This is a genomic window from Sphingomonas adhaesiva, assembly GCF_002374855.1.
GTDB lineage: Bacteria > Pseudomonadota > Alphaproteobacteria > Sphingomonadales > Sphingomonadaceae > Sphingomonas > Sphingomonas adhaesiva.
The window spans coordinates 138,190-153,647 of the sequence record NZ_NWVC01000008.1 but is presented as its reverse complement, the minus strand read 5'-3'; the positions used below and the strand labels follow the sequence as shown (position 1 = coordinate 153,647).

Sequence of the window (15,458 nt, the reverse complement as noted above, 5' to 3'; positions counted from 1 at the left end):
GTGACGATCCGTTTCATCCTGGATGGCGAGACGGTGGAGGTGGCGGATGCGCCCGCCACCGCGACGCTGCTCGATCACCTGCGCTACCGCCTGCGGCGGACCGGCACCAAGGAAGGCTGTGCCGAGGGCGATTGCGGCGCCTGTACCGTGCTGGTCGGCGAGGCGGACGGCGCGCGGGTGGCGTGGCGCGCGGTCAATGCGTGTATCCAGTTCCTGCCGATGCTGCATGGCAAAGCGCTGATGACGGTTGAGAGCCTGGGCGGCGATACGCCGCTGCAATCGCGCATGGCGGCCAACGGCAGCTCGCAATGCGGGTTCTGCACGCCCGGCTTCGTCATGTCGCTGCACGGTCGCAGCATCGGCGCGGCGGGGTGCGAACTGCCGGTCGAGGATGTGATCGCAGGCAATCTGTGCCGCTGCACCGGCTATGGCCCGATTCTGGCGGCGGGGCGGGATGTCGCGCCGGTAGTGCGCGACGATGCCGCGCTGGCGGCGGCGCTGGCGGCGATTCCGGCGGGCGCGTCGGGCGATGGCTGGTACGCGCCCGCCACGGTCGAGGACCTGACCGCGCTGCTGGCGGCGCACCCCGATGCGCGGGTCGTCGCCGGGGCGACCGACGTGGCCTTGTGGGTGACCAAGGGGCTGCGCGATCTGGGCACGGTGATCTTCGTCGGCGATATCGCCGAATTGCGCCGGATCGAGGAAAGCGCGGCGGGCCTGACGATCGGCGCTGGCGTCCGTTATGCCGAGGCGCATCGCGCGCTGGCCGCGCTGCACCCGGACCTTGGCGAGCTGGTCCGGCGGATCGGCGGGTTGCAGGTGCGCAACGCTGCGACGATCGGCGGCAATATCGCCAACGGATCGCCGATCGGCGACGGGCCGCCCGCGCTGATCGCGCTGGACGCGACGCTGACGCTGGCGGGCGCGGACGGGCGGCGGACGATCGCGCTGGCGGACTATTTTCTCGACTACGGCCGGCAGGATCGCCGCGCGGGCGAGTTCGTGGAGAGCATCTTCGTGCCCCGTCCGCACGCCGATGACGTGATCCATGTCGCCAAGCTGTCGCGGCGGTTCGACAGCGACATCTCCGCGGTGTGCGGCGCGGTGCGGCTGCGCGTGACCGATGGCGTGATCGCCGCGGCGCGGGTCGCGTTTGGCGGAATGGCGGCGACGCCGCGGCGCGCGGCGGCGTGCGAGGCGGCGCTGACCGGCCAGCCCTTTGCCGAGGCGACGATCGTGCGCGCGGCCGATGCGCTGGCGGGCGATTTCACCCCGCTCAGCGACGTGCGCGGCAGCGCCGCCTATCGCCGGCAGGCGGCGGCGGCGGTGCTGTGGCGGATGTGGCATCGCGCGGCGGGGCGGGCGGTATCGGTGCGCGACGTGGAGGCGATCGGTGCATAAGCCGTCCCTGCCGCACGACAGTGCCGCGCTGCATGTCGCGGGTACCGCGCGCTATATCGACGACCTGCCCGAACCGGGCGACCTGCTCCACCTCGCCTTCGGACAGGGGAGGGAGGCGCATGCGCGGATCGTCGCGGTGGATCTGGACGCGGTGCGCGCGATGCCCGGCGTGGTCGCGGTCTATACCGCCGCTGACATTCCGGGCGAGAACGACGTAAGCCCGCTGGCCGACGACGACCGGCTGCTGGCGGATGGCGTCGTCACCTATGTCGGCCAGCCGGTGTTCCTGGTGGCGGCGACCAGCCGCGATGCGGCGCGGCGCGCGGCGCGGGCGGGGCGGATCGACTACGAACCGCTGCCCCCGCTGCTGACGATCGCGGCGGCGCGCGCGGCGGGATCGCAGATCGAGCCGGTGCAGCGCATGGCGCGCGGCGATGCCGATGCCGCGCTCACCGCCGCACCGCACCGCCTGACCGGCGGGTTCGCGATGGGCGGCCAGGACCATTTCTACCTGGAGGGGCAGGTCGCGCTGGCGACGCCGGGGGAACAGGGGCAGGTGCACGTGCTCAGTTCCACCCAGCATCCCAGCGAGGTGCAGCATCTGATCGCGCAGGTGCTGGACGTCCACTCCGCCGACGTCACGGTCGAGGTGCGGCGGATGGGCGGCGCGTTCGGCGGCAAGGAGACGCAGGCCGCCGCCTTCGCCGCCGCCGCCGCACTGGTGGCGGTGAAGACCGGCCGCCCCGCCAAGTTCCGCTGCGATCGCGACGACGACATGGTGATGACCGGCAAGCGCCACGATTTCGAAGTGGCGTGGGACGTCGGCTTCGACGCCGCGGGGCGGATCGGCGGGCTGCGCCTGACGCTGTCGTCGCGCTGCGGGGCGACGGTGGACTTGTCGCCGGGGATCAACGACCGCGCGATGTTCCACAGCGATAACTGCTATTTCCTGCCCGATGTGGAGATCGTGTCCGAACGCTGGCGGACCAACACGGTGTCCGCCACCGCCTTTCGCGGGTTCGGCGGGCCGCAGGGGATGCTGGCGATCGAGCGGGTGATGGATGCGGTCGCGGCGCATCTGGGGCTGGACCCGCTGGAGGTGCGGATCGCCAATTTGTACGGGCCGGGTCGCGACGTGACGCCGTACGGCATGACGGTGGCGGACAATATCGCGCCCGACCTGATCGCGCGGCTGCGCGCCGATGCGCGCTATGACGATCGGCGCGCGGCGATCGACGCGTTCAACGCCGGCAGCCCGGTGCTGAAGCGCGGCATCGCGCTGACCCCGGTGAAGTTCGGGATCAGCTTCACCGTCACCCACCTCAACCAGGCGGGCGCGCTGGTGCATCTGTATGCCGACGGCAGCATCCAGGTGAACCACGGCGGCACCGAAATGGGGCAGGGGCTGTACGTGAAGGTGGCGCAGGTGGTGGCGGACGTATTCGCGCTGCCGGTGGAGGCGATCCGTATCACCGCGACGCGCACCGACAAGGTGCCCAACACCTCCGCCACCGCGGCCTCGTCGGGTGCGGATCTGAACGGGATGGCGGCGCACAATGCCGCGATGACGATCCGCGAGCGGGTGACGGCGTTCCTGGCGCGCACCTACGGCTGCGACGAGGGCGCGGTGGCGTTCACCCCGGCCGGGGTGGTCGTGGACGGCGAGACGATCCCGTTCGCCACCGTCGCGCGCAAGGCGCATCTGGGGCGGGTGTCGCTGTCCGCGACCGGTTTCTACGCCACGCCGCATATCCTGTACGACCGCGCGGCGCACAAGGGGCGGCCCTTCTACTACTTCGCTTATGGCGCGGCGGTGAGCGAGGTGGTGATCGACACGCTGACCGGCGAGAGCCGCGTGCTGGCGGTGGATATCCTGCACGACGTCGGCCGCTCGCTGAACCCCGCGATCGACCTGGGGCAGATCGAGGGCGCGTTCGTCCAGGGGCAGGGGTGGCTGACCACCGAGGAACTGGTGTTCGACGATGCCGGGCGGCTGCTGACCCATTCGCCCGCGACCTACAAGATCCCGACCGCGTCGGATCGCCCGGCGCGGATGACGATCGCGCTGTGGGACGGCGGCAATGTCGAGCCGACGATCAACCGGTCGAAGGCCGTGGGCGAACCGCCGTTCATGCTGGCGCTGTCGGTCTTTTCCGCGCTGTCCGCTGCCGTCGCCGCGACCGGGCCGGCCGCGCGCGCGCCGGTGCCGCTCGACGCCCCGGCGACGCCCGAGGCGATCCTGCGCGCGATCTCGGCGCATCGCGCGGCATGAGCGACTGGCTTTCCGGCCTGGCCGATCACGCGCGCCGCGGGCCGCTGGCGATGGTCAGCGTGCTGGCGACCGAGGGGTCCGCGCCGCGCGGTGCCGGCACACGGATGCTGGTGACCGCGGGCGCGGCGCACGGCACGATCGGCGGCGGGCGGCTGGAATATCAGGCGATCGAACAGGCGCGCGCGATCCTGTCGCATCCGGCGGGGACGTGGCGGGTGCAGGATTATCCGCTGGGGCCGCTGCTGGGCCAGTGCTGCGGCGGGCGGGTGCGGTTGCTGGTCGAGCATGTCGATCGCGAGGCGCTCGGCTGGATCGCGGGCGCGGCGGCGGGCCTGCGGCTGATGACGACGCTGACCGCGACCCGTGTCGAGCGGCAGGTGACCGGGGAGGCGGTGGCGGCGGTGCCGTCCGCGCGCGGCGACACGCTGCGCGCCGGCGCGCGCTGGAGCGAGACGATCGGCGAACAGGCGCGCGCGCTGTACCTGTTCGGCGCGGGGCATGTCGGTCAGGCGATCGCGCGGCACCTGCCGGGGCTTCCGCTGCGGCTGGCGTGGTTCGACACCCGCCCGCTGTTCGCGACGATCGACGGGGTGACGTCGGTGCCCGAGGACGCGGTCGCGGCGTGCATCGCCGACGCGCCGGGGGATGCCGCGATCGTCATCCTGACGCACGACCATGCGCTGGACTATGCGCTGGTGCTGGCGGCGTTGCGGCGCGATCCGGTCGCGTTCGTCGGCGTGATCGGATCGGCGACCAAGCGCGCGCGCTTCCTGGCACGTCTGGAGCGCGACGGGGTGGATGCCGATGCGCGCGCGCGGCTGACCTGCCCGATCGGGGTGGAGGGGGTGACGGGCAAGGAGCCGGAGGTGATCGCGATCGCCACGCTGGCGCAATTGCTGCGGCTGGAGCGCGCGCCGTGCTGACGGCGTTCCGCGGCGAGATCCTGTCGGTCGTCCGCGATCCGCGCGACGATCCCGCCGCCGTCCGCTACGAGCCGGACGGGCTGCTGGTGGTCGAGGACGGCGTGGTCGTCGCGCGCGGGCCGCATGATGCGCTGGTGGCGCGGTTCGCGGGCGTGCCGGCGGAGCGGCTGGGCGGGCTGATCGTCCCCGGCTTCGTCGATGCGCATGTCCATTATCCGCAGCTGGACCGCATCGCGTCGCACGGGGAGCAGCTGCTCGACTGGCTGGAACGGCACATCTTCCCCGCCGAACAGGCCTTTGCCGATCGCGCGCATGCCGATGCGGTGGCGGCGGCGTTCCTCGACGAACTGCTGCGCCACGGCACCACCAGCGCGCTGGTGTTCGCCACTGTCCACGAAGGGTCGGTCGATGCGCTGTTCGAGGCGGCGCTGGCGCGCGACATGCGGATCGTGTCGGGCAAGGTGCTGATGGACCTCGGCCCGCAGGGGTTGCGCGACACGCCTGAGACCGCGCGCGGCGACAGCGAGGCGTTGATCGCGCGGTGGCGCGGGCGCGGGCGGCTGGGCTATGCGGTGACGCCGCGGTTCGCGCTGACCTCCTCCGATGCGCAGATGGCGGCGGCGGGCGATCTGCTGGCGGCGCACCCGGACGTGCTGCTCCACACCCATCTGGCGGAAAATCCACGCGAATGCGCGGCGGTGGCGGCGCGCTTCCCGGACGCGGCGGATTATCTTGACGTCTACGACCGGTTCGGGCTGGTCAACGCGCGATCGGTGTTCGCGCATGGGTGCCACCTGACCGACCGGTCGTGCGCGAGGCTGGCGGCGACGGGCGCGGGGATCGCGACCTGCCCCAGTTCGAACCTGTTCCTGGGATCGGGCTTCCTCGATCTGGCGCAGGCGGACCGGTTCGGCGTGGCGCTGGCGCTGGGAAGCGATGTGGGCGCGGGCACCGGGCTGTCGATGCTGCACACCGCCGGCCTCGCCTATCAGGCGGCGCTGGCGCGCGACGTGCGGCTGGACCCGTTCCGGGCGCTGTACTGGGCCACCGCGGGCGGGGCGGCGATGCTGCACCTGTCCGACCGGATCGGCGCGCTGGAACCGGGGCAGGAGGCCGATTTCGTCGTGCTGGACGATGCTGCCACGCCGCTGATGGCGCGGCGCACGCGCGGCGCGACGCTGGCGGAACGGCTGTTCGCGCTCCAGATACTGGGCGACGATCGTGCGATCCGCGCCACCTATCTGCGCGGACGCCGCGCCGGGAGCTTCACATGACCAAGGACTTCATCACCGCTCTGCCCAAGGCCGAGCTGCACCTGCATATCGAAGGCAGCCTGGAGCCGGAGCTGATGTTCGCGCTGGCGGCGCGCAACGGCGTCGCCATCCCCTATGCCTCCGTCGAGGAGGTGCGTGCGGCCTATGCCTTTTCGAACCTGCAGGATTTCCTCGACATCTATTATGCCGGGGCGGACGTGCTGCGCACGCGCGCGGATTTTCACGATCTGGCGGCGGCCTATTTCGATCGCGCGGCGGCGGACGGCGTCGTCCATGCCGAAATCATGTTCGATCCGCAGACCCACACCGCGCGCGGCATCCCCTTCGCGGAGGTGATCGAGGGATTGCTGTCCGCGATGGCGCAGGCGCAGGCGCGCCACGGCATCACCAGCGCGCTGATCATGAGTTTCCTGCGGCACCTGTCGGAGGAGGAGGCGTTCGCGACGCTGGCGGAGGCAACGCCGTGGCTCGACCGGATCACCGCGGTCGGCCTCGATTCCTCCGAAGTCGGCCACCCGCCGGAGAAGTTCGCGCGCGTGTTCGCCGCGGCGCGCGGCAGGGGGCTGAAGCTGGTCGCGCACGCCGGCGAGGAAGGGCCGCCGGAATACGTCCGGCAGGCGCTGGACGTGCTGGCGGTCGACCGGATCGACCATGGCAACCGCTCGCTGGAGGACCCCGCGCTGGTCGAGCGGCTGGCGCGCGAGGGGATGACGCTGACCGTCTGCCCGCTGTCCAACCTGAAACTGTGCGTGGTCGACCGGATCGAGGATCATCCGATCGACGCGATGCTGGCGCAGGGGCTGCGCGCGACGATCAATTCGGACGATCCGGCGTATTTCGGCGGCTATGTCGCCGACAATTACCGCGCGGTGGCGGCGGCGCGCGGGCTGGATCGCGCCGCGCTGGCGACGCTGGCGCGCAACAGCTTCACCGGATCGTTCCTGCCGGCCGATGCGGTTGCCGCGCATGTCGCGCGGGTCGATGCGATGGTTCACCCCGCATGACGATCCGCCGGATCGCGGCGCTGCTGTTGATGCTGCTGGTCGCGATCCCGGCCGAGGCGAAGCGCAAGGTCATCATCGACGACGAAGGCTTCGGCCTGATGCACATGATGCTGCTGGCCGATCCGGATGTGGAGGTGCTGGGCATCACCACGGTATCAGGCAACGTCTGGGTCAACCGCGCCACCGCGCAGGCGCTGCGCGGGCTGGAGATCGTCGGGCGCCGCGACGTGCCGGTGGTGCCGGGCGCCACCTATCCGCTGGTCAACACCGAGGCGGCGACGGAGCGGTGGGAGGCGCTGTACGGCAAGCTGACGTGGAAGGGCGCGTGGATGAAGGCGTGGGCCGAACCCACGGTGCAGAGCACGCCGCCCTACCACCGCCCCGACGATCCGGTCGACCTGCCATGGGGCAATCCCACGACGAAGCCCGCGGGCGAGATCGCGGCCAATTTCCTGATCCGCATGGTGCGTCGCTACCCCGGCGAGGTGACGATCATCGAGGGCGGGCCGATGACCAACCTGGCGCTGGCGCAGCGGCTGGACCCGGCCTTCGCCGGGCTGGCGCGCGAGCTGGTCTATATGGGCGGCAGCCTGAACCCGCAGCGCGTGCGCGACGACCGGTCGGCGCGCGACTTCGCGCGCGAATTCGTCAACACGCCGCGACGCGAATTCAACATCCGCTTCGATCCAGAGGCCGCCAGCATCGTGTCGCGCAGCCCGTGGCGCGCGATCACCGTCGTGCCGGTCGACCCGTCCACCGCGACGCAGCTGACGCGCGCGCTGCGCGACCGGCTGGCCGCGGCGGCGACGCCGGAGGTGGCGCGCTTCGTCGCGCGGATGGAGCCGGGCTTTCCGATGTGGGACGAAATCGCCGCGGCCGTGTGGCTCGATCCCGGCGTGGTGACCGCGCGCGAGCGGCTGTACGTCGATTACGACACGATGTTCGGCCCGAACTACGGCGACCTGCTGTCGTGGCACGCGGCCTATCGCCCGGGGTTGGGCGAACAGCCCGCCGATGTGGTGCGCGCGATCGACTCGGCGCGGATGGAGGCGTTGATCGAGCGCGAGGTCGCGCGGCTGGGGCGCTGAGGCGCGCCGCAGGTCAACGTCGGCCCAGCCCGCGCTGGGGCGACGCGTTCGTCGCGGCGCGAATATTCTATCCCGCCAGCGCCGCGGGATAGGCGAGCTGCGCGAAGCCGGCTTCGATCTCGCCCACCACCATCCCCGCGGCGTGCGACGGCGTGCGCGAACTGGCGGTGCACAGCGCCAGCGTCATCGGGCGCAGCACCGGATCGACGATGCGCGTGAACGACAACAGCCCGCGGCGCACCTCCGTCATCACGTCCAGCGAGGTGAGCACGCCGATCCCCAGCCCCTGTTGCACCAGCGAGATGATCATCTGGATATTGTCCGATTCGACGCGCCGCTGCAGCTCGATCCCGGTGGTGCCGGCCAGCACCTCCACCTGTTCGCACACCGCCAGCGGGCGGGCGGGCAGGATCACCGGCGACCCGTCGCAGGCGGAAAAGCGCACCTCGCGCCGGTCGCCGAACGGATGGCCCTTCGGCGTCAGGAACCCCAGCACCACCTCCACGAAGGCGCGGACCTGAAGATCCCGATACGATTCGGGTTCGAACAGGATGCCCATGTCCACCTCGCCGCGCACGATCGCCTCGCGCACCGCGTCGTTCTTCAGCACCTTAACCCCGATGGTGATGCCGGGATAGCGCGTCTGAATCGACTGGATCGCGGCGGGGACATGGCCCTTGGCCAGCGCGTCGATGACCGCGATATCGACATGCCCGCGCTTCAGCCCGCGCAGATCCTCCATCTGCGCGCGAACGTCCGCCATGTTCTTCTGCCAGCGGCCGCCCGCCGCCATCATGATCTCCCCCGCCGCGGTCAGCCGCAGCCCGGTCGGCAGCCGTTCGAACAGCGGCATCCCCAGATCGGCCTCGACGTTCAGGATCTGCCGGTCGATCGCGGAGGCGGAGACGTTGAGTTCGTCGGCCGCACGGCGGATCGAGCCGAGCCGTCCGACGGCGAGGAAATAGCGCAGGAAACGCGAAAAGGCGGGCATGATGGGCGCTCTAATTTTTGCAACGATGCGTGATATTCATTGCGTTTGATTGCAATGTTAACGCGCCCTACGTCAACCATGGCGGGGCGAAGGGGGCACCGTCGGGCGCAGGGCGAACGGCGTGGCGGGGGCTGCCGCGACCGGCCGCGGCCGGCGATCCCCCCATCGATTCCGATGACAATGATAACATCATGACGCGGGAGAGGCGGGGTCGGACACGGCGGGGCACGCGCAGGGACGCGCCGCCCGCCACAGGGGGTGAGAGCAATGGATCGCATGGCATTGGGGATGGTGCGCGGGCGGCGCGGGCGTGGCTGGACGATCGCGATCGCGGGGCTGCTGTCCTGTTCGGCGATGACCGGCGCGGCGCAGGCACAGGCGCAGGCGCCGGAGAAGACCAGCGAGGAGCCGGCGGGCGAGGATATCGTCGTCAACGGTTCGCTCAACGCGCTGCCGGTCGACGGCGTCGGCTCGATCTTCGGGTTCGACAAGACGCTGGTCGAAACGCCGCGTTCCGCCTCGACGATCAGCAAGGAGCAGATCGAGCGGTTCGGCATCACCGATATCTACGATCTGGTCGCGCAGGCGCCGGGCACCTTCACCAATTCCTTCTTCGGCGTCGGCGGCGCGCTCGACATTCGCGGTACACCGGGCGAGGTCTATTTCCGCGGCGTCCGCCGGCTCGACAATCCGGGCAACTATCCCACGCCGATCGGTGCGTCGGACCGGATCGACATCGTCCGCGGCCCCGCCTCGCCGATCTACGGCCCGTCGAAGACCGGCGGCTATATGAACTTCGTGCCCAAGTCCGCGCGCGTGAAGGGCGGGGCGCTGATGGACCGTCCGGCGGGCGAGATCACCTATACCGGCGGCAGTTGGGACCGGAACGTCCTGAGCGCGAACCTGCGCGGGCCGGCGAAGATCGGCAAGGCCGAATTCGGGTACAGCCTGTATGCCGAGATCGAGGATTCGGGCAGCTATTACCGCAACATGTCGACGAAGCAGACGATCCTGCAGGCCGCGTTCGACAATGACGTGACCGACACCGTCCGCATCGAATTCGGCGGCATGTATCACAATTTCAAGGGCCAGCAGAACGGCGGCTGGAACCGGCTGACGCAGGACCTGGTCGACAACGGCACCTATATCACCGGCAGCGCGCAGCCGCTGGACACCAACGGCGACGGGCAGATCTCCCCGGCCGAGTTCGACGCCCGCGGCACCTTCTCGCCGTTCGGCACGTTCGGGTGCGCCGCCGGCACGGTGACCGCGCCGTCGCCGTTCGCCGCGTCCTTCACCGATGCGTGCTTCCAGCAAAGCTATCCGCAGCTGGCGCTGACCAATGTCGGCACCGCCAAGCTGAGCCGGCGCGACGTCCTGACCGGGCGCAACGACCGGCTGGATAACAAGGCGAAGACGGGCTATTTCGACATCATCTTCAATCCGGGCAACGACCTGGAGGTGAAGAACCAGCTGTTCTACGACGGCTATTACAACATCAACGAGAATACCTACGGCTTCGCGCAATTCCACGATTCCTGGGTGATCGAGGACAAGATCGTCGTATCGAAGGCATTCACCACCAGCGCGGGCAAATTCTCGTTCCAGCTGTCGCCGTCGATCCGCTACACCAGCTTCAAGCATGGCGAGGATTTCACCTACGAATATTTCCACCGCGTCGACCTGACGCAGGGGTATAATGCGCTGTCGGACCGGTTGCTGGCGACGGAATCGGGCCGCGACTATACCGATTACGTCCTGGGGCATTACACCAATTACGCGATCGCGGCGCTCGCCGACCTCGACTTCAACTTCGGGCTCGATCTGACGCTGGGCGGGCGGTACGACAGCGTGGCCGCGGTGTCGCGCAACGATCCGACCAAGATCAAGGGCGGCACGGCCGCCAGCGCGCGCGGCACGAAGGGCGGATGGTCGTGGACCGCCAGCGCATCGTACAAGCTGCCGTTCGGGCTGATCCCCTATGCCACCGCGGCGCAGCAGACGACGCTGATCGCCGGGCAGGGTGCCGAAATCGCGCCGGGCGGGGTCGCCAGCGGCAACTGGTTCAGCGCGTCGCGCCTGTACGAAGGCGGCGTGAAGGCCAGCCTGCTCGACGACAAGCTGTATGCCGCGGTGTCGGTGTACAAGCAGAAGCGCACCGACTTCAACGCGCAGGCGATCGTCACCAACCAGGCGGTGGAAACCCGCGGCGTGGAGGCCGAGGCGCGCTGGGCGGTGGACCGCCACCTGCTGCTGTCGGCGGGCTATACCCACGTCAACGTCTACAACTTGACCGGGCTGGAGACGGGATCGCTGTTCAGCTTCTTCGGGATCGAGGATCTGGTGAACGTGCGCAATCCGGCGCTGTACCTGGGCGGGCAGCCGATCGGGCTGGTGCCGATCCCGGACCGCGAGGCATCGCGGCGGCAGGGTATCCCGAAGAACCTGTATTCGCTGACCGGCAGCTATTCGTTCGACAACGGGATCGCGCTGACCGGCAGCCTGGTGAGCGTCGACTCGGTGTTCTCGGGCCAGTCGCAGAAGGTGCGCCTGCCGGCCTATGCGCTGGTCGATCTGGGCGCGTCGTACACGGTGAACAACTGGCTGTTCCGCGTGGTGGTGAAGAACGTCACCAACAAGCAGTATTTCCGCGCCAACTTCACCGAATTGTTCGGCGGCACGATCGTCCTGCCCGAACGCCCGCGCAGCGTTCAGGGCTCGCTGGTGTACAAGTTCTGATGACCGGGGTGCGCCGCGCCGTCGCCGCCGTCCTGATGCTGGCGGGGGGCATGATCCCCGCCGCGGCGGTCGCGGCGACGCCCGCGGCGCTTGCCTGCGTGCCGGGCAAGGCATGCGCCACGCCGCTGCCGGTGCGCGTCGTCGTGGTGACGATGTTCGAAATCGGCGCGGACAGCGGCGATGCGCCCGGCGAGTTCCAGCTGTGGAAGGAACGCCGCCGGCTGACCATGCGGATTCCGTTCCCGCAGGGCTATCATGATCTCTACTACAATCCCGACAGTCAGATCCTGTCGGTGGTGACCGGCGTCGGTTCGATCAAGTCGGCGACCGCGATCATGGCGCTGGGTCTGGACCAGCGGCTGGACCTGTCGCGCGCCTATTGGCTGGTGGCGGGAATCGCGGGGATCGACCCGAAGGATGCCTCGATCGGATCGGCGGCCTGGGCGCGCTATCTGGTCGACGGCGATCTGGCGCATGAGATCGACGCGCGCGAGATGCCGAAGGACTGGAAGACCGGCTATTTCCCGCGCGGGCGGCGCGGCCCGAACGATCCCGCGCCGCCGCCGACACCGTCGGGCGAGGTGTTCGAGCTGAACGCCGGCTTGCGCGACTGGGCCTATGCGCTGACCCGCGACATGACGCTGCCCGACGATCCCGGCATCGCGGCGGAGCGGCGGCGCTACACCGGCTTTCCCAATGCGCAGCGCGCGCCGTTCGTGCTCAAGGGCGATCAGCTGGCGGCGATGACCTTCTGGCACGGCGCGCTGCTGAGCGGCTGGGCCAACGACTGGACGCGTTACTGGACCAAGGGGCAGGGCGAATACGTCACCTCCGCGATGGAGGAGACGGGGACGATCCAGGCGATCGACTATCTGACCCGCATCGGCCGCGCCGACCGCGACCGCGTGATGGTGCTGCGCGCAGGCAGCAATTACGATCAGCCGCCGCCGGGCGTCACCGCCGCCGACAACCTGTTGCACGAGAACGAGGGCTATAGCGGGATGAGCGCCGCGCTGGAGAGCCTGTACCTCGTCGGATCGAAGGTCGTCGACACGCTGCTGGCCGACTGGCCCCGCTACGAGCGCGACACGCCGAAATAACCCCCGCCCCGCACCGCCGCACCGCCGCGGATCGCGACGGTGCGGCGACGGCGGCATCACGGCCGGCGGCGATAGAGCAGTGTCAGCCCGACGGTCCGCGGGCGGAAGCTGCTGTTGACGAAGAACGGCGAGCGGCCGCCGTAGTTGAACCGCTCCAGCCCGGGATGCGCGTCGAACAGATTGTCGACGAACAGCTGCGCTTCCACCTGGTCGAACGTGATGCCAGTGCGCATCCGCACGTAATGCGTCGGCGGGCGGTCGCCCAGGATCGGATTGTAGAAGGCGGTGTCGGGATCGAGGCTCGACCGTTCGCGGAAATTGCGGCTGGCGAATTCGTAATTGCCGCGCACGAACGCTTCATGCCCGCCCAGCGCGAAATCGTAGCGGCCCCCCGCGACCACCTGCCACGGCGTGCCCGCCTGGAACAGCGCGTTGCCCGCGTCGGTACCGAACGCCCCGGATGTGGCGCCGCGGTTGACGTATACCCGCTGCGTGAAGCGCGCGTCGACATAGCCGACCGACAGGTCGAGCGTGACGCCACGCGCCGGGCGCGCGGTCATCGCCAGGTCGAACCCTTCCGAACGCACCTGCCCGGAATTGACGGTATAGGTGACCGCGCACGGATCCAGCGTGACGCGCTGCTGGATGTTCGACCAGTCGATACGGAATGCGCTGGCATCGAAGCTCAGCCCCCTCAGCCGCCCCTTCGCACCGATCTCATAGGACCAGGCGCTGTCGGAGGTATAGGGAACGTCCGGTACCGGCCGCCCCGCCGCCGCCAGCTGCGCCAGGCAGCGTTGCCCGATCGGCGCGTTGATCCCGCCGGCGCGATAGCCCTTGGCGACACTGGCGTAGAGATTGACGTCGCGCACCCCGTCGTAGCTCAGCACGAAGCGCGGCGTGACCGGACGTTCGCGGGTGCGCCCCGCATCGCGCCGCGGCGCCGTGCCGATGTACGGGCCGGTGAAGACATTGTCATTGTCCAGCCGGATCTGCGACCAGCGGATGCCCGCCTGCGCATGGAGGCCGTCGACCGGCTCGACGTTGACGTTGCCGAATGCCGCGACCTGCCGCTCACGCTCCAGCCGGTCGCCGCTATAGCTGATCCCGCCGGGCAGCAGCGGGATGCCCAGCGTGTCGACCACGCCGATGCCGTAGATCGCGCGGAAGAACTGTTCCAGCGACGGTTCGATCAGCGTTTCGACGTTGCGCTGGCGATTGTTCGAATAGAAGCCGCCGACCAGCCATTGCACCCGCCCCGTGGGGTCGGTGGACTGGACGCGCACTTCCTGCGAGAAATTGGCCTGGGTGTTGCGCACCACGCCGTCGGAGCGCAGCCCGCGCGGCAGGATCGCGTAATTGGGGCCATTGGCGGTCAGCAGCTGGCCCGCGAAATCCTCATACCCCGCGAAATTGTAGAGCGTGTTGTCGTAATAGCGCGTCTGGTGGCGATCGAACCACGCGGTGTTCGACGTCACCGAAAAGCCCGCGCCGTCGTAATGCAGCGCCAGGCTGGGCAGGACGAAGCGATCGCGGTTGGCGAGCGGCACCGGATTGGCGTTGACGTAGCGGTGCTGCGCGCGATCGGAGCGCGATTCCCAATATTGGTCGGTGTCCGCCCGCTCGCGCCGCTGGAAATAGACCGCCGGAGTGATCGACAGCCCCGGCGCGGGTTCGACGCGCAGCGCCGCGCGCGTGCTGGCGATCATCGTGTGATTGGCGTTGCGCTCGACCAGCGCATTGGTGTCGGGATTGTACCGGTCGACCCAGCCGCCGGCGCGGCGATAGTCGGTGGCGATGCGCAGCCCCGCCAGCCCTTCGACGATCGGCACGCCGACCGCCGCTCCCGCTTCCCACGTCGGCGCACCGCCCTGCGTGAAGGCCAGTTCGCCGCGCGCGTAGACGTCGGTCTGCGTCAGCGACGGCTGCGGGGTGATGTAGCGCACCGTCCCGCCCATCGATCCGGCGCCGAACAGCGTGCCCTGCGGCCCGCGCAGCACCTCCACCCGGTCGAGGTCGAACACCAGCGGCAGCGCGGCGGCAGCGCCCTCGCCGAAGGTGCGGACCTGGATCGGCGTTTCGTCCAGATAGACACCGGTGGTCGCGGCTCCGGCGTTGGAGGACAGGCCGCGGATCGCGATCTGGTTGATTTCGGGGCGCAGGCGCACGCCCGGCGTCAGTTGCGCGATATCGGCGAAGTCGCGCACGCCCAGCTGGTCCATGCGGCTGCGCCCCAGCGCGACGATGCTGGACGGCACCTTCGCCAGCGGCTCCGCCGTGCGCTGCGCGGTGACGACGATGTCGCTGGCGGCGCCGTGGTCGCCGATGTCCGGTGCAGCAGCGGAGGATGGCACGCCGGCGGCCGTGTCGTCGCGTACCACCACCCAGGTGCCGGTGCCCGCGGCGCGCGCGACCAGCCCCGATCCGGCGAGCATCCGGTCCAGCGCCTGCGCCACCGTCATGCGCCCGCGCACCGGCTGGGCGCGGCGACCCTGCGTGACGGTGTCGGACACCAGGATCTGGACACGTGCCTGCCGTGCCAGCGTGGCGACCGCTTCGGCGGCGGACTGCGCCGGTATGTCGACCGTCGCCACCTGTGCCGTGGCCGGTGTGCTCGTCGTCAGGATCGCCGCGGTCGCGGCGCCGAGAAACCAGTGGATGTGCAT

At 69.8% G+C, this 15,458-nt stretch carries 10 protein-coding genes; 8 read left to right on the top strand and 2 right to left on the bottom strand.

The window, feature by feature from the left end:
* Genes xdhA through COA07_RS14965 form a run of 6 tightly spaced genes read left to right on the top strand, consistent with a single transcriptional unit; the run spans position 1 to position 7,962 of the window.
* Positions 1-1,401, top strand: coding sequence for a xanthine dehydrogenase small subunit (gene xdhA, locus COA07_RS14985; RefSeq protein ID WP_096641299.1), 1,401 nt, complete (start codon positions 1-3; stop codon positions 1,399-1,401).
* The gene (gene xdhB, locus COA07_RS18430; RefSeq protein WP_096641298.1) at positions 1,394-3,673 is read left to right on the top strand and encodes a xanthine dehydrogenase molybdopterin binding subunit; all 2,280 of its coding nucleotides are present in this window, start codon (positions 1,394-1,396) and stop codon (positions 3,671-3,673) included. The genes xdhA and xdhB overlap by 8 nt, the downstream gene beginning before the upstream one ends.
* Positions 3,670-4,596 carry a xanthine dehydrogenase accessory protein XdhC gene (xdhC, locus tag COA07_RS18425; RefSeq protein ID WP_066712224.1) on the top strand — a complete coding sequence of 309 codons (927 nt, stop codon included), beginning with the start codon at positions 3,670-3,672 and terminating at the stop codon, positions 4,594-4,596. The genes xdhB and xdhC overlap by 4 nt, the downstream gene beginning before the upstream one ends.
* Positions 4,590-5,870, top strand: coding sequence for a guanine deaminase (gene guaD / locus COA07_RS18420; protein ID WP_157085334.1), 1,281 nt, complete (start codon positions 4,590-4,592; stop codon positions 5,868-5,870). Before xdhC ends, guaD begins: the two co-directional genes overlap by 7 nt.
* The gene (locus tag COA07_RS14970) at positions 5,867-6,874 is read left to right on the top strand and encodes an adenosine deaminase (RefSeq protein ID WP_066712227.1); all 1,008 of its coding nucleotides are present in this window, start codon (positions 5,867-5,869) and stop codon (positions 6,872-6,874) included. The genes guaD and COA07_RS14970 overlap by 4 nt, the downstream gene beginning before the upstream one ends.
* Positions 6,871-7,962, top strand: coding sequence for a nucleoside hydrolase (locus COA07_RS14965; protein ID WP_066712229.1), 1,092 nt, complete (start codon positions 6,871-6,873; stop codon positions 7,960-7,962). The genes COA07_RS14970 and COA07_RS14965 overlap by 4 nt, the downstream gene beginning before the upstream one ends.
* A gap of 67 nt (positions 7,963-8,029) precedes the next feature.
* On the opposite strand, the gene COA07_RS14960 is transcribed toward COA07_RS14965, so the two are convergent.
* Positions 8,030-8,953 (bottom strand): LysR family transcriptional regulator, encoded by a 924-nt coding sequence (locus COA07_RS14960; protein WP_066712231.1) that lies wholly within the window; start codon positions 8,951-8,953, stop codon positions 8,030-8,032.
* 267 nt (positions 8,954-9,220) lie between these two features.
* On the opposite strand from COA07_RS14960, the gene COA07_RS14955 reads away from it, so the two are divergent.
* A complete protein-coding gene (locus tag COA07_RS14955; protein WP_096641297.1) occupies positions 9,221-11,692 on the top strand; it encodes a TonB-dependent siderophore receptor in 2,472 nt (823 codons plus the stop codon).
* Positions 11,692-12,792: a purine nucleoside permease gene (locus COA07_RS14950; protein WP_083956928.1), complete on the top strand. Its 1,101-nt coding sequence runs from the start codon at positions 11,692-11,694 to the stop codon at positions 12,790-12,792. Before COA07_RS14955 ends, COA07_RS14950 begins: the two co-directional genes overlap by 1 nt.
* 56 nt (positions 12,793-12,848) lie before the next feature.
* Here the strand turns inward: COA07_RS14950 and COA07_RS14945 are convergent, their stop codons facing one another.
* Entirely contained in the window at positions 12,849-15,458 is a 2,610-nt protein-coding gene (locus tag COA07_RS14945) for a TonB-dependent receptor (protein ID WP_066711747.1), read from the bottom strand.

Excerpts from the sequence above, each read along its gene's own strand:
- COA07_RS14970 (WP_066712227.1), top strand. The coding sequence starts at position 5,867 with ATGACCAAGGACTTCATCACCGCTCTGCCCAAGGCCGAGCTGCACCTG.
- COA07_RS14965 (WP_066712229.1), top strand. The coding sequence starts at position 6,871 with ATGACGATCCGCCGGATCGCGGCGCTGCTGTTGATGCTGCTGGTCGCG.
- COA07_RS14955 (WP_096641297.1), top strand. The coding sequence starts at position 9,221 with ATGGATCGCATGGCATTGGGGATGGTGCGCGGGCGGCGCGGGCGTGGC.
- COA07_RS14950 (WP_083956928.1), top strand. The coding sequence starts at position 11,692 with ATGACCGGGGTGCGCCGCGCCGTCGCCGCCGTCCTGATGCTGGCGGGG.
- COA07_RS14960 (WP_066712231.1), bottom strand. The coding sequence starts at position 8,953 with ATGCCCGCCTTTTCGCGTTTCCTGCGCTATTTCCTCGCCGTCGGACGG.
- xdhC (WP_066712224.1), top strand. The coding sequence starts at position 3,670 with ATGAGCGACTGGCTTTCCGGCCTGGCCGATCACGCGCGCCGCGGGCCG.
- COA07_RS14945 (WP_066711747.1), bottom strand. The coding sequence starts at position 15,458 with ATGCACATCCACTGGTTTCTCGGCGCCGCGACCGCGGCGATCCTGACG.